The sequence below is a fragment of the Chryseobacterium sp. FW101-FHT12H09 genome, from assembly GCF_058790395.1.
Map to the genome: position 1 here is coordinate 684,481 of NZ_JBYTCP010000002.1, position 22,111 is coordinate 706,591.

The 22,111-nt window shown below is 34.9% G+C and carries 19 protein-coding genes; 3 read left to right on the forward strand and 16 right to left on the reverse strand.

From position 1 onward, the window contains the following. The first annotated feature begins 16 nt into the window (after positions 1-16). Positions 17-1,315 (forward strand): M949_1556 family lipoprotein, encoded by a 1,299-nt coding sequence (locus AC3WRL_RS08900; RefSeq protein WP_261510834.1) that lies wholly within the window; start codon positions 17-19, stop codon positions 1,313-1,315. A gap of 90 nt (positions 1,316-1,405) precedes the next feature. On the opposite strand, the gene AC3WRL_RS08905 is transcribed toward AC3WRL_RS08900, so the two are convergent. From AC3WRL_RS08905 to AC3WRL_RS08925, 5 genes are all read right to left on the reverse strand, one after another. After that, positions 1,406-1,876 (reverse strand): DUF6702 family protein, encoded by a 471-nt coding sequence (locus AC3WRL_RS08905; protein ID WP_251040574.1) that lies wholly within the window; start codon positions 1,874-1,876, stop codon positions 1,406-1,408. Positions 1,877-1,934: 58 nt separating this feature from the next. Further along, on the reverse strand, positions 1,935-2,687 hold the full coding sequence (locus AC3WRL_RS08910; RefSeq protein ID WP_214830611.1) for an LOG family protein: 753 nt from the start codon (positions 2,685-2,687) through the stop codon (positions 1,935-1,937). 6 nt (positions 2,688-2,693) lie between these two features. Continuing rightward, entirely contained in the window at positions 2,694-3,407 is a 714-nt protein-coding gene (locus AC3WRL_RS08915; RefSeq protein WP_214830613.1) for a nucleotidyltransferase family protein, read from the reverse strand. 83 nt (positions 3,408-3,490) lie between these two features. After that, the gene (locus AC3WRL_RS08920; protein WP_214830615.1) at positions 3,491-3,898 is read right to left on the reverse strand and encodes a RapZ C-terminal domain-containing protein; all 408 of its coding nucleotides are present in this window, start codon (positions 3,896-3,898) and stop codon (positions 3,491-3,493) included. Between the two features lie 75 nt (positions 3,899-3,973). After that, the gene (locus AC3WRL_RS08925; protein WP_261510838.1) at positions 3,974-4,996 is read right to left on the reverse strand and encodes an aminoglycoside phosphotransferase family protein; all 1,023 of its coding nucleotides are present in this window, start codon (positions 4,994-4,996) and stop codon (positions 3,974-3,976) included. 50 nt (positions 4,997-5,046) lie between these two features. Between AC3WRL_RS08925 and xrtF the strand changes: the two genes are divergently transcribed. Further along, the gene (xrtF, locus tag AC3WRL_RS08930) at positions 5,047-5,577 is read left to right on the forward strand and encodes an exosortase family protein XrtF (protein ID WP_261510840.1); all 531 of its coding nucleotides are present in this window, start codon (positions 5,047-5,049) and stop codon (positions 5,575-5,577) included. Beyond that, positions 5,564-5,998 (forward strand): exosortase F system-associated membrane protein, encoded by a 435-nt coding sequence (locus tag AC3WRL_RS08935; protein WP_214830622.1) that lies wholly within the window; start codon positions 5,564-5,566, stop codon positions 5,996-5,998. The genes xrtF and AC3WRL_RS08935 overlap by 14 nt, the downstream gene beginning before the upstream one ends. Positions 5,999-6,007: 9 nt before the next feature. Here the strand turns inward: AC3WRL_RS08935 and AC3WRL_RS08940 are convergent, their stop codons facing one another. From AC3WRL_RS08940 to rnhA, 11 genes are all read right to left on the reverse strand, one after another. Continuing rightward, positions 6,008-7,003, reverse strand: coding sequence for a cation diffusion facilitator family transporter (locus AC3WRL_RS08940; protein WP_261510844.1), 996 nt, complete (start codon positions 7,001-7,003; stop codon positions 6,008-6,010). A gap of 54 nt (positions 7,004-7,057) precedes the next feature. Beyond that, on the reverse strand, positions 7,058-8,050 hold the full coding sequence (locus tag AC3WRL_RS08945) for an aspartate-semialdehyde dehydrogenase (protein WP_214830632.1): 993 nt from the start codon (positions 8,048-8,050) through the stop codon (positions 7,058-7,060). Positions 8,051-8,080: 30 nt separating this feature from the next. Continuing rightward, complete coding sequence (locus AC3WRL_RS08950; protein WP_214830634.1) at positions 8,081-8,512, reverse strand: hypothetical protein; 432 nt, start codon at positions 8,510-8,512, stop codon at positions 8,081-8,083. A 90-nt stretch (positions 8,513-8,602) separates the two neighbouring features. Then, positions 8,603-11,197, reverse strand: a complete 2,595-nt coding sequence (locus AC3WRL_RS08955) for a TonB-dependent receptor (protein ID WP_214830636.1) — start codon at positions 11,195-11,197, stop codon at positions 8,603-8,605. A gap of 209 nt (positions 11,198-11,406) precedes the next feature. Further along, positions 11,407-12,267: a carboxylating nicotinate-nucleotide diphosphorylase gene (gene nadC, locus AC3WRL_RS08960; RefSeq protein ID WP_492330126.1), complete on the reverse strand. Its 861-nt coding sequence runs from the start codon at positions 12,265-12,267 to the stop codon at positions 11,407-11,409. Positions 12,268-12,279: 12 nt separating this feature from the next. Next, positions 12,280-13,851, reverse strand: a complete 1,572-nt coding sequence (gene nadB / locus AC3WRL_RS08965; RefSeq protein WP_214830646.1) for an L-aspartate oxidase — start codon at positions 13,849-13,851, stop codon at positions 12,280-12,282. A 29-nt stretch (positions 13,852-13,880) separates the two neighbouring features. Further along, the gene (locus tag AC3WRL_RS08970) at positions 13,881-14,507 is read right to left on the reverse strand and encodes an NAD(P)H-dependent oxidoreductase (protein ID WP_214830648.1); all 627 of its coding nucleotides are present in this window, start codon (positions 14,505-14,507) and stop codon (positions 13,881-13,883) included. A gap of 125 nt (positions 14,508-14,632) precedes the next feature. Then, positions 14,633-16,630 carry an FIDD domain-containing protein gene (locus tag AC3WRL_RS08975; RefSeq protein WP_214830650.1) on the reverse strand — a complete coding sequence of 666 codons (1,998 nt, stop codon included), beginning with the start codon at positions 16,628-16,630 and terminating at the stop codon, positions 14,633-14,635. A gap of 162 nt (positions 16,631-16,792) precedes the next feature. Next, a complete protein-coding gene (locus AC3WRL_RS08980) occupies positions 16,793-19,051 on the reverse strand; it encodes an FIDD domain-containing protein (RefSeq protein WP_492330127.1) in 2,259 nt (752 codons plus the stop codon). A gap of 122 nt (positions 19,052-19,173) precedes the next feature. Beyond that, on the reverse strand, positions 19,174-21,435 hold the full coding sequence (locus AC3WRL_RS08985; protein ID WP_492330128.1) for an FIDD domain-containing protein: 2,262 nt from the start codon (positions 21,433-21,435) through the stop codon (positions 19,174-19,176). A 188-nt stretch (positions 21,436-21,623) separates the two neighbouring features. Continuing rightward, a complete protein-coding gene (gene rnhA, locus AC3WRL_RS08990) occupies positions 21,624-22,100 on the reverse strand; it encodes a ribonuclease HI (RefSeq protein ID WP_214830664.1) in 477 nt (158 codons plus the stop codon). Positions 22,101-22,111: the final 11 nt, after the last annotated feature.

Consider the following 22,111-nt stretch of genomic DNA (forward strand, 5'->3'; position numbering starts at 1 on the left):
TTTTTAAAACAACAAAATGAATAGAAAAAAATATTTTAGTTTAATAACAGGAATTGTCTTTGCTACAGTTTCTCTTAGTTCTTGTGTACAAAAAGATGATTGGGATACCCCTCCAATCAGATGTACAAATAAGTTTTCTGCTCCCACAATGACAATGGCAGATTTCAAAGCACAGGCTCCGGCAAATGGTTTTATTTTAATTAATACGGATCAGATTTTTGACGGTTATGTGATCTCTTCTGATGAAAACGGAAATTTCTATAAAACAATTTCTTTTCAGGATAAATCTGAAAACCCTACTGCAGGACTACAAATTGAAATTGATAAAGCAGGTAATTATGCCGATTTTCCTGTAGGAGCACATATCAGAATTAATGCAAAAGGATTAAGATTAGGAACTGATAGAGGCGTGGTGAAGATTGGCTCAGTAGATCCAACGTATGCAATAGGAAGAATACCTGGTACTTTATTCAGTAAATATATTTGTGGTGTATGTAATGGGTCAAGTTTGGATATTGAAGTTATAAAACCTTTAGAACTGGCAGACCTGAAACAAGCTCAGAAGACTGATTATTTGAATATATTGGTTAAAGTACCTAATGTTCAGTTTGCAGCTTCTGAATTAGGGAAAAGCTATGTTAATTATGTAGCGGGTTCTGGAGTTGATACAGATAGAAGTATTGTGGATACCAATGGAAACTCTACAATATTAAGAAACGCGGGGTTTTTTACATTTGGAGCAACGTCGATTCCGGAAGGAAAAGGGAGCCTTACGTTTGTTATAAACCGCTATAATTCTTCCTGGCGGATGCAAATACGAAATTTAAATGATGTTAATTTTATAGGGAAAAGATTTTTCTTTGAAGGTTTTGATGGAAACCTAGATGATTGGTTCAATATAAGTATCCAAGGAGCTGAGATCTGGAATATTCAGCAGTTTGGAAACCCAAAACCATGTGTGGTAATGAATGGTTTAAATAAAGATAACGAAGATTGGTTGATCTCAAAACCCATTTCTTTGCAAGGGTTTTCTTCCGCTTTTTTATCTTTCGATACTGATGTTAAAAATAATGGTAACCCACTGGAAGTTTTTGTGACTAAAAATTATACAGGAAATCCTGCAACAACGCTGTGGGAACCACTATCTGCTGTATTTGATCAGGATGCTAATTTGTTTAACACCTGGACTTATTCCGGCAATATTAATCTGAATGCTTATTTGAATAAGGATATTATTATTGGCTTTAAATATACCTCTGCGGTTTCCGCTTCCGCAATATGGCAACTGGATAATATAAGAGTAGTTGGGAATTAAAAGAAATTATAAACAGACTTTTGTATTATACTACACCAACTGAAAAGCCACTACAGGTGTAGTGGCTTTATTATTTAAATTGATTCTTTTTTAGAAAGATACTTCGTTTACTTCTTTTCCACGTTGGAAATTCATTACTTTCTGACTTCCTTTATAAGAAATAGTAACGATGTTACTCTGCTTTGGAAAGGCACTTAGAAGTATTGTATTTTTAATCTTTAAGGTATTGATATCTGAAACACCGCCAGTCTCAAAATATACCCATACAGTTTCTCCGCTTACTTGACTTCCGGTAAATGTTATTGTTTTAGGCGAACCGTTGACGTACACATCAAAATTATTATTTACATATTTTTTTACTTCTGCTTCAAATCCTGCTGTATTGGGATTTATTTTAATAGCATCAGAAATATGACTTGTATTCATTTTTGTGGTGAACTTCAATGTTTTGCTTCCATCAATATAATCAACTTTTGTCATTGAGGAGAAAAAGTCTACATACATAAAACTCATTAACACAAAACATGTTAAAATTCCTGATATATATAAAAGTTTTTTCATCTTAATTAATAGATTTACAATCATAATTGTTATTTATAAGTCACAAATAATATGCCAATTAGAAATTGACATTTACAGCATACTTGTCATAAAATGCTTTAATGTGCGCTACAGCTTCATCAGCAGTATCTACCACTCTATAAAGATCCAGATCATCTTCAGCAATCATTCCTTCTTTTAATAAAGTTGCTTTGAACCATTCCAGTAAACCATTCCAGAATTCAGAACCAACCAATACGATAGGGAATCTTCCGATTTTGTTAGTTTGAATAAGGGTAATCGCTTCTGTAAGTTCATCAAGGGTCCCAAATCCTCCAGGCATTACAACGAATCCCTGAGAATATTTTACAAACATTACTTTTCTCACGAAAAAGTAATCGAAATTCATTGAATAGGATTTATTGATATAAGGATTGAAATGTTGTTCAAAAGGGAGGTCGATATTTAAACCAATAGATTTTCCTTCAGCATTAAAAGCACCTTTATTTCCTGCTTCCATAATCCCGGGGCCTCCACCTGTAATAATACCAAAGCCTATTTTGGTTATTTTTTCTGCAATTTCTACAGCCATTTCATAGTATTTGCTGTCCGGCTTCAATCTTGCAGATCCAAAAATAGAGACACAAGGTCCAATTTTTGCCAATTTTTCATAACCATCCACAAACTCAGCCATTACCTTAAAAACCATCCAACTGTCTTTTGTAATGATCTCATCCCAGGTTTTTTGCCTTAGGCTATTTTGTAGTTTTGTTTCGTTTATATCAAGTTCTGGATTTACTAAACTTTCATCCCTGGTTTCATTAATTTCCATTTCAAATTATTTAAAGTGTTTTTCAGCTTCTATTACAGATTCCGGTCTTCCAACATCTATCAAAAGACAGTCGTGTACATAACCATGGATTTTTTCTGTGTGCATAAGATCCAGATATTCTTCCATAACAGAAAACTTGCCTTTTCTTTTTATTTTCTCAAAGATAGAGGGGTTAATGCAATGGACACCACTAAAAGCTAATGCCTTAAATCCTTTATTGAATTCTGCAAGCCTTTGTTCTCCGGTTTGTACATTTAACCACCCTCTTAGTACCAAATCATCATTGAAAAGAAGCTTTCTCGAACTTTCTCTGTCCGAAACGGCTAAAGTAGCAAAATCTTTTATCTTTTTGTGATAGGTAACAAGATCAGTAATATTTATATCAGTAAGAATATCCGCATTCATGATCAGAAAATCTTCTCCATGATCAAGGAGTTTTCTAGCAAAAATTAAACCACCGCCGGTTTCAAGCAATTCCTCCCTTTCATCAGAGATTTCAATTTTGCAATTAAAATTGTTGTTTTCCTTTAAAAAATCAACAATCTGATCTCCGAAATGATGAATATTTATGACAAAATCGTTGATCCCGAAACTTTTAAGATATTTGATATTTCTTTCTAATAGTGGAACCTCATTTACCTTAACCAACGCTTTTGGATGATGGTCTGTAAAAGGCTTTAGACGTGTTCCTTTTCCGGCTGCAAAAATTAAAGCTTTCATTTGTTATTGTTGATAGATGATGAATGATCATTGATAAAATAAGCAGTGTGTAAATTAATCATTTATAATTTATCGCTTATCGCTTACGAATTAAGATGATGCTGCTCATCATGATGTAGGCTTATTTCTGTTCCTTCCGGATACTTTTGCTTGATATATTCAGCTATTTTTATTGCAGAATATACCGATCTATGCTGTCCACCAGTGCATCCGAAGTTTACCTGAAGATTTTCAAATCCTCTTGAAAGATAATTGTCGATATTAATGGATATAATACTTTTTACCAGTTCTAAAAATTTTGGCATTTCAGTTTCGCTCTCCAGAAATTCCTGAACCCCGATATCATTGCCTGTCTGGGTTTTATATTCTTCAATTCTTCCAGGATTTAAAATTCCCCTGCAATCAAAAGTGAAACCACCCCCATTTCCAGAATCATCTTTTGGTATTCCTCCTTTTTTATATGAGAAGCTGTGTATATCTATGTGTAGCATTTTTATTTTTTATTTTTAAACCAAAGGCTTATTAAACTTAATTAAGGATTAGGAAGCTTTAAAATAGGAGAGAATCTATTTATCGTTTAAGATCTCATTAATTTTTGACTTCGTTTTATCAAGAGCTAATTGTTGTATTACTTTTTTTAGTTCAGGATACTCTTTCATATGGTCCCATTTTTCAGCAAACTGTATTATATTTTCAATACCCTGTTCTATACTTGATATAAAATGTTTTTTTCTTTGAATAAGCCCTCTAAAACCATAGGCACCCAGAACCTGAAGGAATCTCATCATTTGAAGCGGCTTTACCGAGTCTTTTAGTTGGTGTTCTGTTTCTTTATTTTCAAACTGAGCAATATAGAACTCTAGCATCTCATTTTTTAAATCTTCAGGGAAATTGGCTTTAGCCTGAAAAAGAAAAGAAATTACATCATACATTAAAGGCCCTTTCATAGCGGACTGATAGTCGATAAAAGAAACATTGTTATTTTCGTTTATCATGATATTTCTTGACTGAAAGTCTCTGATCATTATTCCCTGTGGCTCAAGATTTTCAATACGAATTGAAATTTTCTTAAATTCCTTTAGTAAGGTTGATTTATGATATTCGAGTTCCAAGACATCAGCAATAAAGTTCTTGAAATAATACAGATCATGAATGACCGGAAGTTCATCGTAGCTTTCATATTCAAATGTTTTACTAAAGTCAATTTTTCCTTGTGTCTGTTTCTGTAGCTGGAAAAGTTTTTCTAGTGTTTGCTTTACCAAAGATTTTACTTTTTCCGATAAGCCCTCATTTGAAATGATTTCAGATAAGGTATTTTCACCTAAAAATTCCTGAATGTACATTTTCCGATCTTCGGAAATAGCAAAAATAGTAGGAGTATTAAGGGTTAGTTTGGAAAAAACTGTTGAATAATAGAAGAAACTTTCGTTCTCCTGGATATTCTCATTATAAGTAATAATGTATTTTTTGTTGTCTGCTTTTGCCCAAAAATTCACCCTCGCGGATCCGCTTTGAGCCAATGTGACGAACTCAGAAGATTTTTCACCTATATAGTTTTCAAAAAATCGTTGTGCGTTTTCAGAAGTCATAATATGGAAACAAATATACTAAATTACAGTCTAATTTTTATCTTTGCATCATGCTAAAGGATTTTAAACCAGTTTTAAGTATTCTGTTGAGGTTCATCATCATCTATCTGGTGCTGCTTTTTTGTTATCAGTTTTACCTGAATAGTTTTAAAGAATCAGGACTAGATCCTTTTTCACGAATAATTGCGGAACAGGTAAGCTGGATCCAAAATGCTTTACACTATCCTACACAGTTGTATAATGATGTTTCAAAAGAACAGGTCTGGTTTTATGTGAAAAAAGTTTATGTGACAAGAATGGTAGAAGGATGTAATGCTATTTCAGTTATGATCCTATTTATTTCTTTTGTTTTTGCTTTTTATAAAGGCCTCAAAACTTTTATTTTTGCATTTATTGGCCTTTTTTTGCTTTATATAATGAATATTCTACGAATTGTAGGCCTAAATATTGTTGTAAGTGACTTTAAACAATATGAGAGAATTGCTCATGATTTTCTTTTTCCTGCCATTATTTATGGGACAGTAGTTGTACTTTGGCTTATATGGATTAAATTCTTTGCTTTAAAAAATGAAAATTCTTAATTGGTTTTTAGTAATAATCGGAATCTGTGGTCTTATAAGTGTGCGAATACTTGAGGACAAATTGTTTTATGACCCATTCCTGGGTTATTTTCATGAAGCTGATAAAAGTATGATATTTCCTTCTTTTGAATGGGGGCAGTTAATTCTGGGATATGTATTCAGATTTATTTTAAACTTACTTTTCTCTTGTTTAATTATTCATTTTTTATTTAAAGATAAAACATGGACAATGCAGGGAGGTATATTGATAATGATAATTTTCCTGATTACTTTTCCTATTTATCTGTATTGTATTTACAATAAATTTGAAATAGGTTATCTTTTTTCTTTCTATATGAGACGGTTTGTGATTCAGCCTTTGGCAATACTTTTAATCGTTCCAATGTTTTATTATAGAAAACAGATGGTAAAGGGAGGCTAGTAAAAATTTTTATTTTACAGTGTGTTTGATTTCAAGTATAATGTTACCGGTTGTCCATTCTATTCTTTTTACGAATTCTCTTTCACGGACCGGGCAGTCCATAATCTGGCATATGGGACATGAAATGGTCTTACAATCATCCATATGAAAATTAAATTCGATAGTACGCTTCATATTTTTAGCTAAAAGAATAATTACATTTTCCATTTCTTTGTGAGCATCACGAAGGCTGTAATACCAGGGAAGCGTAATATGTGCATCAATATGAAGAGAAGATCCAAACTGTTGTATTTTCATATTGTGAATATCTATCCATTCAGTTTTTCTGTTATTTTCGAGTATCTGAACAATTTGGATTAATATTTCAGGATCCTGCTCGTCCATAATTCCACTTAGTGACTTTCGAACAATTTTATACCCTACGAAGATGATGTACCCTCCAAAAATAAGTGCTACGACAGAATCCAGCCAATATATTTTAGTAAAGTAGACGACAATTAAACTGAGCACGACACCAAGTGTCGTAATTGTATCAGATTGGAGGTGTTTTCCTGAGGATATGAGTACCAGTGAATTATCAGTTTCCCCTTTTTTTATGGAAATATAACCCAATAAATAATTAACCACGGCGGTAGCTGCTATAATAGCAATCCCCCAATCTAATTTGTTAAGTATCTTTCCGACGATCAGACTATTGACACCCTCATAGATGATCATAATCCCTGCAATAGCGATCAAAGCTCCTTCTATACCCGAGGTTACAAATTCTACCTTTCCGTGCCCATAAGGATGATCTTCATCCTTGGGTTTGGCAGCAAGATGTAAAGAATACAGTCCCATAAATGCACTGATTACATTAACGATGCTTTCCATGGCATCAGAAAATACGGCATCTGAATTGGTGAGTTTCCAGGCGATAATTTTTCCGATAAATAAGATTATTCCAAAAGTTGCAATCCACTTCTGAAAACCTATTTTATTTTTATTCGTACTCTGAATGTTCATAAGTTTGATAAAAAAAAGAATCTCAATTTTGAGACTCTTTTTTATTTTGTTAGTTTATACTAAGTTGTTTGCTACCAGGTATTCTGCAATCTGTACTGCGTTCGTTGCAGCTCCTTTTCGCAGATTATCAGCTACAATCCAGAGATTGAGCGTTTTCGGCTGAGAAAGATCTCGCCGTATTCTTCCAACGAAGACCTCATCTTTTCCCTCAGAATCTAAAGGCATTGGATAGAGGTTGTTTTTAACATCATCTATTACAATAACTCCTGGGGTTTCAGATAAGATTTTTCTTACCTCGTCAAGTTCAAATTCGTTTTCAAATTCGATATTTACACTTTCAGAATGTCCTCCCTGAACGGGAACTCTTACTGCAGTTGCTGTTAAATTAAATGTATCATCACCTAGAATTTTCTTAGGCTCTTTCATTAATTTAATTTCTTCTTTAGTATAATCATCATCACTGAAAACGTCGCAATGCGGTAAAGCATTTTTAAAGATCTGGTAAGGATATACTTTCGCTACAGAATTGTCACCATTGATTTCAGCATTCAATTGATCAACCGCTGCTTTTCCAGTTCCTGTTACAGACTGGTAAGTAGAGACAACAACTCTTTTAAGGTCATATTTTTTGTTAAGTGGTCCTAAAACCATCACCAACTGAATTGTAGAACAATTTGGATTAGCAATAATCTTATCTTCAGCAGTTAATACATTTGCATTAATCTCCGGAACTACAAGTTTTTTTGTAGGATCCATTCTCCATGCTGAAGAATTATCAATTACCGTTATTCCGGCTTCTGCAAATTTTGGTGCAAACTCAAGCGATGTAGAACCTCCGGCTGAGAAAATTGCAATATCAGGTTTGGCAGCTATAGCGTCATTAATGCTTACAATCGTATACTCTTCCTGTTTATACTTCACCTTCTTACCAATAGATCTTTCCGAAGCGACCGGAATTAATTCTGTGATAGGAAAGTTTCTCTCCTCCAATACTTTAAGCATAACTTGTCCAACCATTCCTGTTGAACCTACTACAGCTACTTTCATCTTAATGATTACAATGTTTAAGTTAATATATTATGCCCCAAAGACTCTTGTCCAAGGGAACGCGAATGCAAATAAACCAACTGCAATTAATCCCATAATGACAATTCCTAAAGAAATGGTATCATTGGATTTTACTTTTTTATTGATGATCGTCATCAATACTGCTGCAATTAGCATAGAAAATGGATGTTCTACATACTGGAACCTTAGGTCTGCATTTTTCATTACTGATCCCATATCCAATCCTTTTGTAAAATTAGTGATCAGCATAATGATCCCAATTAAAAACTGAACATGAAAGAAAATCATCGTGAAGAGGGTAATCTTCTTCAAAAATTTATTCACTTTCCCACTGAAACCAAACATGGTTCCTAAAAGTGCAATAATAAATAATGCTACTAAAAGAAGCTCCAGATACCCAAACCCTTTATGGGCACTAAGTAAAATCTTGTAAAAATCCATATCCTATTTTTCTATTTTTCTGATCACAAAGATAACAAAAAATCCCAGCCAAAGCTGGGATTGATATTTATAAAATCTAAAATTGTATTATTAGAAGTTGAAAGATAATGTTGCGGACCAAGTTCTTCCGAAACCAAAATATACACGGTTTCCATCAGCTATACCTTTATACATTCTACCTGCTTGTTCATAAGTTTTCCCTTTGTCAGGATCGTTATTAGCAGTAATTTTATCACTACCAAAAGTGTTTGTAGCACCATCGGCAATATAAGTAGTATCAAATAAATTATAAATGTTTGCTCCCACTGTAAAATACTGGCTGTTATCTCTTAATCTAATTTTGTATGATATACCAATATCTGTTAGGTTATAATCAGGTAATTGTAATACTCCTCTGTCTTGATTAGCAATATTTGAGAATGTAGCAATATCAATAGAAGAATATAATTTACCAACGAATCTCCAACCTCCATAAATACTCAAGTCTTTTACAGGTTTAATAGTAGCTCCTAATGACGCTGTCATTTGTGGAATACTGTTGTTGCTTGATCCTCCTACTTTAACCTTATCGATGTAAAGTGTTGTTACATTTGAATCTCCTGCAACTGTCAAAGGTTGGTTGTTTCCATCGAATGTTGATCCGGTTGCATTTCCTTTGTAATAATAATCTCCCCAAGAGAACATTCCGTTAAACTCTACAAAATTATTAAGTTTATAGTTTGCATCAACTTCAATACCTTGGTGGATTTCTGTAATGCCATTCATTTCTGCATAAGCATCTGTTACGTTTGGAACCGTAATATTTCTTCTTAATGCTCTGTCTTTCCATTCTGTTCTATAAATGTTAACATTAGCATTAAATTTAGAAGATCTGAATCCGTATCCAACTTCTGCAGAGAATATTTTCTCGTTAGTTAACTGAGGGTTAACAACCTGCTGATTACTTGGATAAACTGCATTCATGAAAGGTTGCTTACTATAGTAACCAATGTTTCCAAACACATTGTGATTTTCGTTGATGTTATAGTTAAGTCCTCCCTTAACATTGTATCCAAATAAGTTTTTGAATCCAGTCTTTCTATTAACGATCTGATCTCTTTGTTTTGTAACGCCATCAATTACAAACTCATCAATTCTTTGATAACCTTGGTTTGAAACTGACCCTTGTAAGAAGGCAGATATTTTATCATTGGTATATTCAACCTGACCAAATCCACTGTACCAAAGAACTTCACCATCATTACTGAAAGCTAATCTGTTCTCTAGAGGAACTTGGCTTCCTCCAAATGGGTTCCAAACCAACTTTTGGTAATCATAAGTCTGATTAATGACATTAGGGGCAATGTTTTTATTAGTGTTATCCTTATAGCCGCTTGCTCCATATAAATCAGAAGCAACCTGATAATGGTATCCATAATAATATCTGTTATCTGTTCCAACTGAGAAATTCCAGTTATCATTGATCTTGTGTTGGAAGTTTGCTAAAATACCATACCAGTTGTGAGAATTGATACTTGATCTACGAATTAAAGTTGCTCCATTTCCAGCAGCATTTACGTCGATAGCAGCATTTTCTTTAAAAATTTGGTCATAATTGTATAGACCTTGTGCGTCTCTAAAATATGGCTGGCCATTTGCATCAGTACCGTTAATTGTTTTATTGTTTACTCTACCAATATCTGCAGTTCCTCCACCTCTACCGTTAGACATGTAGGCAACAGTACTTAACTTGGATTTTTCACTCATTGTCCAATCCCAGTTAAACATAAGTACTGGTTTTGAATAATAATTAGATCTATTGGCAAGTGCAACTTTTCTGCCTTCAGCGTTTGTATAGTATCCCCAGTCTGAGTTATAAGTTCTGTCTGGTTTTCCATCCTTATCCGGATTATACTTAATATAGTCTGAAATAGAAGGTGCGAAAGATCTCTGATCATGCCATTGAGGAGATGACGTAATCATAAATTGGAAGTTATGCTTTTTGCTTGGCTCCCAACCTAAAGCAAAATAATATGCATAAGATTCAAAATCTGTATTTTGAATATAAGTGCTACCAGCAGTTCTGCTTATTAAGAATGATGAAGACCATCCGTTGTTTAATTTTCCTGTATTGTAAGCAAATGATGTTTTTAAGTAATCGTTATTACCAACGCCCAATCTTATTACACCACCTTTCTTCATATCTGCTGAACGGGTAATAAAGTTAATTGTTCCTCCAACAGAAGCAATTCCTAATTTAGATGAGCCTAAACCTCTTTGAGTTTGGATGAAACTTGTAACATCAGATAAGCCTGTCCAGTTAGAATAGTACACTGTACCACCCTCCATATCATTTACAGGCATACCGTTTACCATTACAGCGATATTTCGAGATTCAAAACCTCTCATCACAATACCTCCGTCTCCAAAACCTCCTCCTGATTTAGTAGCATACACAGAAGGTGTAGTGTTTAAAATCTCAGTAAGTTCTTGGTTACCTAATCTTTCGATAATTTGTGCTGCTTTAATAGTAGAAGCTGCAACAGGTGTCTTTCTATCTTTAGCGATATCGGTTACACCTTGTAAAATTACCTCCTCAATGTCTTTAGACCTTTTGATTGTGTCCTGTGTTTCTTGAGCGTAATAAACACTAGCTGTAGACAATGTAATTACTACAGTCAGTATCGATTTGTTGATTAATTTCATAATCGTTAGTAATAGTTAGATTTAAATTTTATGCAAAAGTCGATAAATAAAATTTAACCAATATTAACTCAATGTTAATTTTTAACTAATATTAAGAATTATTAACGTGTTGATTAGTAGTATTTTAACTAAAAGCAGTGTTTTTGTGTTAAAAAAATGCATTGCATAATATGTAAAAAAGCATGCTTATTTTTGTTAAAAATACAACGTTACTTCACGGCTTTGAGGCTTAAATCAATGTTCTCAGCGGAGTGAGTAAGGGCTCCTGCAGAGATGTAGGTCACACCTGTAGTTGCGATTTCTTTAAGTTCATCTCTGGTGATTCCTCCTGATGCTTCAGATTCGCAAGAACCATTAATCATATCTACGGCTTGTTTCATCATTTTTACATCCATATTATCAAGCATGATTCTGTCTACTTTTGCTTTAATTGCTTCCTGAACTTCATCTAAATTTCTGGTTTCAACCTCAATTTTAAGCTTTTTCTTATTTTTTTTGATATAATCTTTAGCCATTTTTACGGCATTGGTAATGCTGCCATTATAATCAATGTGATTGTCTTTCAGCATGATCATATCATAAAGGCCATATCGATGATTGGTACCTCCGCCAATAGAAACAGCCCATTTTTCACAAATTCTAAAATTGGGAGTTGTTTTTCTGGTATCTAATAATTTGGTTTTAGTACCCACTAATCTTGAATCCCATTCGTGGGTAAGTGTTGAAATTCCACTCATTCTCTGCATGCAGTTTAAGATGAGTCGTTCCGTAGAAAGTATAGATTGAGCACTTCCAGTAACAATAAAGGCAACATCGCCTACTTTGGCTGCCTCTCCATCTTTGATAAAAGTCTCTACTTTTAAATTTTTATCGAAAGTCTTAAAGATAATTTCGGCTAATTCAACCCCAGCAAGAATACAATTTTGCTTTACTAAAAGTTTGGCACTTTGTTTAAGATCTTTGGGAATTGTGGATAACGTGGAGTGATCCCCGTCCTGAATATCCTCTTCAAGAGCTGATTTTATAAAAGTTTTAAGTGCCTTATCTGTTACGTAGTTTGGCTTTTTCATATGGTATGCTTTTTAAGCTAAATCTTTATTGTAAAATGCTCCTTTGTTCTCTGTCATTTCCATAGATTGGGTAATGATGAGGTAGGCAACGGTTGTTAAGTTTCTTAGTTCTGATAATTGAGGAGAAAGAATAGAGTAGTGGTAGATCTCGTCAACAGCAGCTGCTATTTCATGATGTTTTTGCAGTGCCATCTTCAGACGTCTGTTGCTTCTTACGATACCTACTAAATCACTCATCATTTCCTGAAGCTGTTTTCTAAGATAACTAACGATGACCATTTCATCGATAATTTTCATTCCTTCTTCATTCCATTCCGGTACAGCTTTTAAGTCATCAAAATTGAAATTATTTTTATTCAACAATTCTACTGTTTTAATTGCTGCATTATGTCCAAAAACGAGACCTTCAAGTAAAGAGTTGGAAGCTAGTCTGTTGGCTCCATGTAACCCTGAATTGGTACATTCTCCGACTGCAAATAAATTATTGATTGATGATTGTCCGTCTTTGTCGACTTCAATTCCGCCCATCAAGTAATGGCAAGCGGGAACAACCGGGATGAGTTGTGTAAAAGGATCGATGGCTTCTTCTCTGCATTTTTTATAAATGTTGGGGAAATGATCCAGGAATTTTTCTTTATTCATTTCTCTGCAGTCTAGGCCTACATATTCATCACCGGAGATTTTCATTTCGTTATCAATGGCTCTGGCTACGATATCTCTTGATGCAAGTTCTTCACGTTCGTCATATTTGTGCATGAATTTCTCCCCTCTCTTGGTTCTAAGTTTAGCCCCATCTCCCCGAACGGCTTCAGAAATTAAGAAAAGCATTCCATCAATTTTGCTATACAATGCTGTTGGATGGAATTGGTAATACTGCATATTAGAAACATTTCCTTTCGCTCGTGCAACAAAAGCAATCCCGTCACCAGTTGCAATGGTTGGGTTGGTTGTGTTTTTATAAACATGTCCTGCACCTCCTGTTGCCACAAGTGTTATTTTTGAAGTGATCTTTTTAATGGCTTTGGATTTTTCATCCAAAATATATGCACCATAACAATGGATGTCACCTTCATTTAATTCTTTTCCCGGAACATGATGTTGTGTGATGATATCAATGACATAATGATGATCTAATATCTCAATATTTGGGCTGTTTTTGGCCGTTTGTAAAAGGGCTCTTTCAATTTCAAAACCGGTAATGTCTTTATGGTGAACAATTCTGTTTTCCGTATGTCCGCCTTCTCTACCTAGTGCAAACTCACCATTTTTCATGTCGAATTTTGCACCCCATTCTACAATTTCATTGAATCTTTTAGGAGCTTCTTTTACGACCATTTCAACAACATCACGTTTACTTTCACCGTCACCGGCGCGCATAGTATCTTCAATGTGTTTGTCGAAATTGTCTTTTTTGAAATCTGTAACCACAGCTAAGCCGCCTTGTGCATATTTAGTGTTGCTTTCATCCTCATCGGACTTTGTTACTATGATTATCTTGGCATCAGGAAGTTGTTCAGAAACTTTAATGGCATAAGAAAGTCCCGAGATTCCGGAACCAATTATTAATACATCCGCTTTTATCATATGCTTGCTTTAAGACAATGGTCTAATCATTAAATAAATTTAAACAATTTTTCGTTTGGTTTCCTTACTTTTTTCATGTGCTGAAAGAGATCTTCTTCAGAACGGTAGCCAATTGCCAGTGTAACAGTTACTTTTTCTGTTTCCGGGTTTATATCCAGGATTTTTTCAATTAAATCTTCACGAAAACCTTCCATTGGGCAGGTGTCTATATTTTCAATAGCTGCCGCATACATTAAATTTGCTAAAACGATATACGATTGCTTTTCTGCCCAGTTGAAAATTTCATCCTGGTTTTTTTGATTAACGTGCTGGCTTATACTATTTTTAAAAAGATTTAGGTTTTCTAAAGGAATATCTCTTACTTCAGAAATGTGATTGAAATAGCCCCGGATGTAGCTTTCGTCAATTGTTTTTTTTGAAATAATAACAATGAGATGAGAGCATGTAGAAATTTGAGATGGATTATAAAAAGCCGGAATTAGTTTTTGTTTCATTTCCTCGCTTTCAACAACTAAGATTTTATAAGGTTGCAGCCCCAAAGAACTTGCAGACAGTTTTCCTGACTCAAGAATATTATGAAGTGTTTCCTGAGGTATAATCTCTTTATTGAATTTTTTTACAGAATATCTTCTGCTTAAAGCTTCCAAATAATTCATAGGACAAATTTAAGAATTGAATATGAATAAAATGGAGTTGTTATGAATTATCTGTTTATAAATAACACAAAAAAAGGATTGCTCCATTTTTGAAGCAACCCTTTTGATATGAATGAATGTTTATATTATTCTCTATTCTTCACCAATATCCAACCTGAATATTTAATCGGAGTGTTCTTTTTGTCATTTTCATTCCATGTTACAGAAAACCAGTAGCTTCCTGTGGAAACCTTTCTACCGCCAATAGTTCCGTCCCAAGTGTATTTATTAGATTTGTCACCCTGATGGATTTTAGCACCATATCTATCGTAGATGCTAAATACCAGATTTTGTTTACCAGCAAGGGCTGAATAATCTATTACATCATTTACTCCATCTCCATTAGGAGTAATTACATTAATTAAATTAGGAATAGTTATGGTAATGTCGATTGGTTCACAATCATAGGCATCTTTTACAAATAGGTTGCATTCCCCTCTTGGTAAGTTAGTGAACACATTAGAATCTTGCCAGTTGATATTGTCTAATGAGTATTGATATGGAGGAGTTCCACCAATGGCATTTACTGTGATCGTGCTGCTTGAAATATCTACATTGGTAATAACTGGTTGTTCAGCAGGATATACTTTTACGTTTTGAGTGGCAACACATTCTCCTGTTTTTAGTTTAACCCAATAAACACCTACTCCTACATTGGTAATAGCCTGTGTTGTTGCTCCTGTGCTCCAAAGATAAGATGCAAAACCTGGACCTGCATCCAAAGTAGTTTTGTCCTCTATACAAATTATTTTGTCTTTTAGAACAGTAGAAAGTACGGGAGCTAGTACAATTAGAGTGACTTTAGCCACTGCGTAACACCCGTTTGAGTTGGTGACTCTGATATACACGACTCCGTTTGGTGCAATATAAGCAGTTGGAGTGGCTATTTCGTTTGTTCCGTTTTGAGCATCTGCTAGAGATGGATAATATTTTTTAGTCAATACTCCCGGAGTTCCTGTTACAATAGCGGTCGTAAGATTAAATAATGCTGTTGAGGGATTTGCCTCAAGGAAACAGGATCTTAAAGTGGTATCGTTTACAGTGACAATTGGAGCAACTTTTAAAGTTACTGTTGCGTCATTATTGTCGCATAATACAGATGTTGGGTCTTTTATAACGACAGAAATATTGGTATCTGAAGTGTATTGGAAATTTGTGGGATTAGGAATTGGTGTTCCACTTCCTGTAATGTAATATGTAAAGGTATAATTAGTAGGTGTTGTTGTAAACTGTGAGTTTAATGTCGTAAGATCAATAGTTGCCATTCCAGCTAAATCTGGGCAAATCGATTTTGTAATTGCAGTTTGTAAAAGAGGGATTTTATCAACATAAACTTTTACATTTTTAATAGAGTGTCTGGCTCTTGCTCCTCCTGTAGATGCTGAAAAACCGAAATACCCAACAGTCATTGCGGCTGCAGCTCCTGAAGGTGCAAAGGATTGGTTTACGATTAATGTACCATCAAGTGTTATTTTTACGATCCAATTGGCAGGAGCTGCGGGGTCTACCTCTCCGCTTACTTCAACATGTTTGTAAGTTGTTCCTTGGAATGGTTGTGTTGAATTAAGATCTGCTGAGTGAAAAGAGCTTCCCGGAACATTATAAAACTCGACATTATTGGTGTCTGTCGTATTTTGAACTTGTCCATAGGCAACATGTACTTTACTCATTCCTGAGCTTCCTGTAGCATTGTTATAAGTGTCAAAAGCCGTAATAAAACCGATTGCATTTTGAGATACACCTAGCCCGGAACCGAGGATGCTTGCGATTGGTGGATTGGCCAGATACCAAAACGCGATACCGTCGCCGGTATAAGTTTGATTGGAGTCCATTCTAAAATCGAACTCTACTCTCCACTTGTCACAATACTTTAAGTTTATAGGCTCATTTAATCTTATAGAACCTGATTTATCATTGGTGTCGGGCGTAAGCTGTACAAAATCCGTATTCACAACGGTGGGAGCAACCATTGTCCATCCCGTAGTATTTACAGGATTACCTGCTAGCTGATAAGTTTGTGATATGAGCTGTATTGGAAGACAAAGTAAAATAAGAAGGAAATAAAAAAGTATAGTTTTTTTCATTGTTATTAGGTTATTTGTTTTTGAGATATTTTAAGTATGATAAATAATAGATTTTAATTTTTAGTTTTAGTTTATACAAAATACGTCTTTGGGTCTGATTTGATAAAAAGAATCACTTCTGTTTTAAGGAGTGATTCTTTATCTCTTGATTACCTATTTTAGTTAATCTCTATTCTTTACTAGAACCCAACCGGAATACTTGATAGAAGTATTCTTTTTGTCATTTTCATTCCATGAAACAGAGTACCAATAGCTTCCTGTAGGAACTTTTCTACCACCTATGGTTCCATCCCATCTATATTTTGTAGACTTATCTCCTTGGTGAATCTTAGCTCCATACCTGTCAAATATATTGAACACAAGGTTTTGTTTATTTGCTAATGCCGAATAATCAATTACATCATTAATACCATCTCCGTTAGGAGTAATCACATTAATTATATTTGGAATTGTTACAGTAACATTGATCGGTTCACAATCATAGGCATCTTTTACAAATACAGTGCTTTCTCCTCTAGGTAGATTAGCAAACACATTGGAGTTCTGCCAGATAATATTGTCTAATGAATATTGATACGGAGGAGTTCCGCCAATTACATTTATTGTTATTGTGGTGGTTGAAATATCTACATTGGTAATAACCGGCTGTTCTGCGGGATGAACTTTTACAGTTTGTGTAGCAATACATTCGCCTGTTTTTAATTTAACCCAATAAACACCTACTCCTACATTGGTAATAGCCTGAGTTGTTGCCCCGGTACTCCATAAGTAAGATGCAAAACCAGGACCTGCATCTAATGTTGTTTTGTCTTCAATACAAATTGTTTTATCCTGTAGGACAGTAGACAATACGGGAGCGAGTACAATTAGTGTGACTTTGGCTACAGCATAGCATCCGTTTCCGTTAGTGACTTTAATGTAAATGACTCCGTTCGGAGCAATATATGCTGCGGGTGTTGTGATTTCATTTGTCCCATTTATGGCATCTGTCAGAGATGGATAATATTTTTTAGAAATTCCAACCTGTGTGGCCACTGCTGCGGCTGTGAGGTTGAATGATGCCATAGATGGATTTGATTCCAGAAAACAAGATCTAAGGGTTGTATCATTTACAACAACAACAGGATAGATGTTTAGAGTGATTTGTGCAACATCTACACAACCCTGTGGAGTGGTCACTTTTACAAAAACAGATCCTACAGGAGATGCATAAGCAGTTGGATTCATAATTTCATTAGTGCCGGCATTAAGGTCTGTCAATGACGGGTAATATTGCTTTATGACCCCAGGAACAGTTGTAACTGCAGCCGTGGTTAGATCAAATGTAGCTGTTCCTGCATTATTGTTGTTGCATCCTGTTATGGTAACATCATCTGCTGCAAAAGGAGTTGGGTTCAGTTGAATGACTCCATCTCCATTATCGCATAATGTGGAGGAAGGATCTTTAACAACAACTGTGATTGTTGTGGCTCCTGTATACTGAAAACTTGTTGGATTGGCAATAGGTGTCGAGTTGCCCAGAACATAATAAGTAAAAATATAATTTGCCGGATTATTTACGAACTGAGAATTGTATGATGTTAAATCTACAGTTCCGTTTCCTGTCGCAGGATTTACACATACGAAAGGAGTAATAGTGCTTTGTAAAATAGGCACTTTATCTACGAAAATTTTAGCATTTTTAATAGAATGTCTCGCGCTTGCTCCTCCAGTTGCTGCTGAAAACCCGAAATATCCCTGAGTCATTCCAATTGCACCTCCAGATGGGGCAAAAGATTGATCTGCAATAAGTACCCCGTCTATTCTTACCTTAATAAGCCAGTTGGTAGGATTGGCAAGATCTGTTTCACCATTTACTTCTACATGTTTGTAGGTTGCGCCGACAAATGGCTGTGTGGGATTCAAATCAGGAGAGTGGAATGTACTGCCGGCAGTATTATTATATTCTATATTGTTGTTAAGAGAGTTGTTGGTTCCATACAAAATATGAACCTTGCTCATTTGTCCTTCTGTGGTGTTGTTAAAAATATCAAACCCAACCATTAAACCTGAAGCATTAGCCGGGATTCCTAATCCGCCTCCTGAAACAAATCCTGTTGGAGGATTAGCCAGATACCAAAAGGTAAAGCCGTCCCCTCTCCCGAATTGGGCAGTCCCATTTCCGTCGATCCTAAAATCGAATTCTACCTTCCATTTGTCACAATACCTCAGATTGATTGGGTTGGTTAGTTTAATAGCACCATATTGATTTCCTTGATCCGCGGTAAGTTGTATAAAATCAGTATTTACATTTGCGCTTGAAACAAGATCCCATCCTGTAGTATTTACTGGGTTACCCGAAAGTTGATATGTCTGAGAGAAAAGAATACTGGGCAGATTGATCAAGATGATAAGAAGGCAGAAGAGTAAAGTTTTTTTCATTGAGGTGAGTGGAGTAAAGTGTTATTGTTTTTCCATTTAATTAATTCAAGTCCTTTTTGTTTTATAATAAAACTTAAGTAATAAAAAAGACCACTACCGATAATGGAGTGATCTTTTCTTTATTATTCTCTATTTTTAACCAATACCCAGCCATTGTAATTTGTTTGAGTATTGTTTTTGTCATTTTCATTCCAAGAGATCGTATACCAGTAAGTAGCAGTAGATATTTTTTTACCACCGGAAGTGCCATCCCATCTGTAATTTCTCAATTTATCGGCTTCATATAGCTTATTTCCATATCTATCATAAACAATGAATACCAGATTCTTTTTGTAAGCAAGGGCAGAATAGTCGATATAGTCATTTACGTTATCTCCGTTTGGTGTAATAGCATTGATAAGATTAGGAACAGTGATTTGTACATCAATAGGGTTACAGTTGTAAAAATCTTTAACAAATATTTTATGTTCTCCTCTTGATAAACCTGAAAATATGTTTGAATCCTGCCATGTAACACCATCTAAAGAAAATTTGTAGGGTGGAGTGCCACCATTTACATTGACGGTGATTGTGCTGTTGGTAATATCAATGCTTGTAATAACAGGTTGTGGAGCTGCTTTTACTCTTACGATCTGATTGGTAAGGCAGTTTCCTGTTTTTAGCAAAACTGAGTAAATTCCTACAGGAACATTTTGAATAGATTGAGTGGTTGCTCCTGTATTCCATAGATAACCATCAAAACCCGGACCTGCATCTAAAGTTGCTGTTTCATCGATACAAATTGTCTGATCTTTAAGAACGGAGGATTGTACCGGAGGTAAAACAACAAGATTGATCTTTACAATAGTATAACAATTATTGGCATCAGTTACTTTAACATAGACTACGCCGGTAGTGGAAACATATGCTGCCGGATTTACTATTTCGTTAGTACCACCTACAGCATTTGCCAGGGTTGTATAATATTTTTTGATAACTCCAGTTTGTGTTGTTATGTTGGCTGTGGTTAGATTAAATAAACCGGATGTAATATTTGTATCAATAAAACATGAACGTATAGTGTCATCATTAGCAACTACTTCAGGAAGAAATGCAAGGGTGATTTGTGCTGTTCCAGTACAGCCTTGAGGGGTTGTTACTTTCACATAAACAATTCCTGGAGCAGAAGTGTAAGTTGCTGGGTTTGTAATCTCATTGGTTCCCGCGTTGAGGTCATTTAACGTTTTATAGAATTTCTTAATGACGCCAGGTACTCCTGTTACAGGTGCTGTTACAAGGTTAAATGTTGCTATGCCAGCTTTATTATTGTTACATTCAGATATTGTTACATTACTTGCTGTGAACGGAGCGAGAACGAGGAGTATTTTTCCGTCAGGATTATCGCATAGGACTCCTGCATTGTCTTTTATGACAACGGATATCGTTGTATTGGCATTGAATTGATAATTGGTAGGATTCGCAATTGGTGTTGAGCTACCTAGAACATAGTAAGTAAATGTATAGTTCGCTGGTGTAGTTACAAACTGCGAATTGAATGTAGTTAAATTCACAACACCGTTCCCTGTGGAAGGATTGGGACAGAAAGATTGTGTTGCAGAGTTTTGTAATATTGCAACTTTGTCCGTATATATCTTTACATTTTTAATGGAGTTTCTTACAGATGCTGCTCCTGTAGATGCAGAGAAGCCAAAATATCCCTGGGTTATTGCTGCTGCTGCTCCGGCAGGTGCAAAAGATTGGTTAATAACTGAGGTTCCATCAATTTTTAAAGTAATAATCCAGTTAGTTGGTGTTGCAGGATCCACTTCTCCGGTCACCTCAACATGTTTAAAGGTGGGGCCTACCAAAGGAAGGGTAGACGTTAGATCAGCAGAGTGAAATGAACTTCCGGGAGTATTAAAATATTCGATATTGTTTGTATCAGTGGTATTTTGTACAACACCATAGGCAAGATGTACTTTATTCATCTGACCTGCTGTTGTATTGTTGTAAAGGTCAAAACCAATCATTAAGCCGATTGCATTTTGCGGGATTCCTAAACCAGAGCCCAGTTGACTTGTTATTGGAGGATTTTGTAGATACCAAAATGAAAAGCCATCTCCTCTTCCAGCAGATGTTCCATTTCCATCCATTCTGAAATCAAATTCAATTCTCCATTTGTCACAGTATTTTAGATTAATGGGATCATTAAGCTTTATAGCTCCGGATTTATTTGTTAAGTCATCAGTAAGCATAACAAAATCTCCATTTACTACTGCAGAAGGAACTACGGTCCAACCTGTAGTATTCACGGGATTTCCTGTGAGCTGATAAGTTTGTGAAAAGAGTTTTCCGGATAAGCAGAATAAAACCAGAGTAAAATAAAATAGTAATTTTTTATTCATTAATTAGGATGTTTAAAAATTGGACGTGTAAATATATTAAATCCTAAGTAATAAATATGTATTCAGTGTTAATTTTGCAGAAAAGATTAATAATATTTTAATAAAAGTTAATTAAGCTAGTGAAATAACTAATTCAAGGTGTAGAATAGTTGGAAATACTGATATAGATTCCATTTGAGGAGTTTTCTTTAAAACAGGGAATTATTTTCAAGATCTTCAAAAAAGGTGTCAATTTCTAAATGAGAAGATGCTGCGGCGGCAACTGCAAGTTTATCACACAACTCATTTTCGAAATGACCGGCATGTCCTTTTATCCAGTGCATTTTTGGACTGTGCTGATTATAGAGTATAACGAACTTTTTCCACAGATCAGGGTTCTTTACGTTTTTCCAACCTCTTTTTATCCAGCCTGAAATCCAATTTTGATTAATGGCATCTGAAACATATTTACTGTCTGTAAAAACATGAATGTCATTTTCTGTTGATTTCAGTTTTTCTAAAGCTGTAATAACAGCTAAAAGTTCCATTCTGTTATTTGTTGTTTTTCGGAAACCTTTAGAAAAAGTTTTTTGATAATTTTTTTCTGGAACGCGCATCAGAATTCCATATCCTCCTTTTCCAGGATTTCCACTACATGCTCCGTCGGTATATATTTCAATTCTCAAAACTTTCTGAT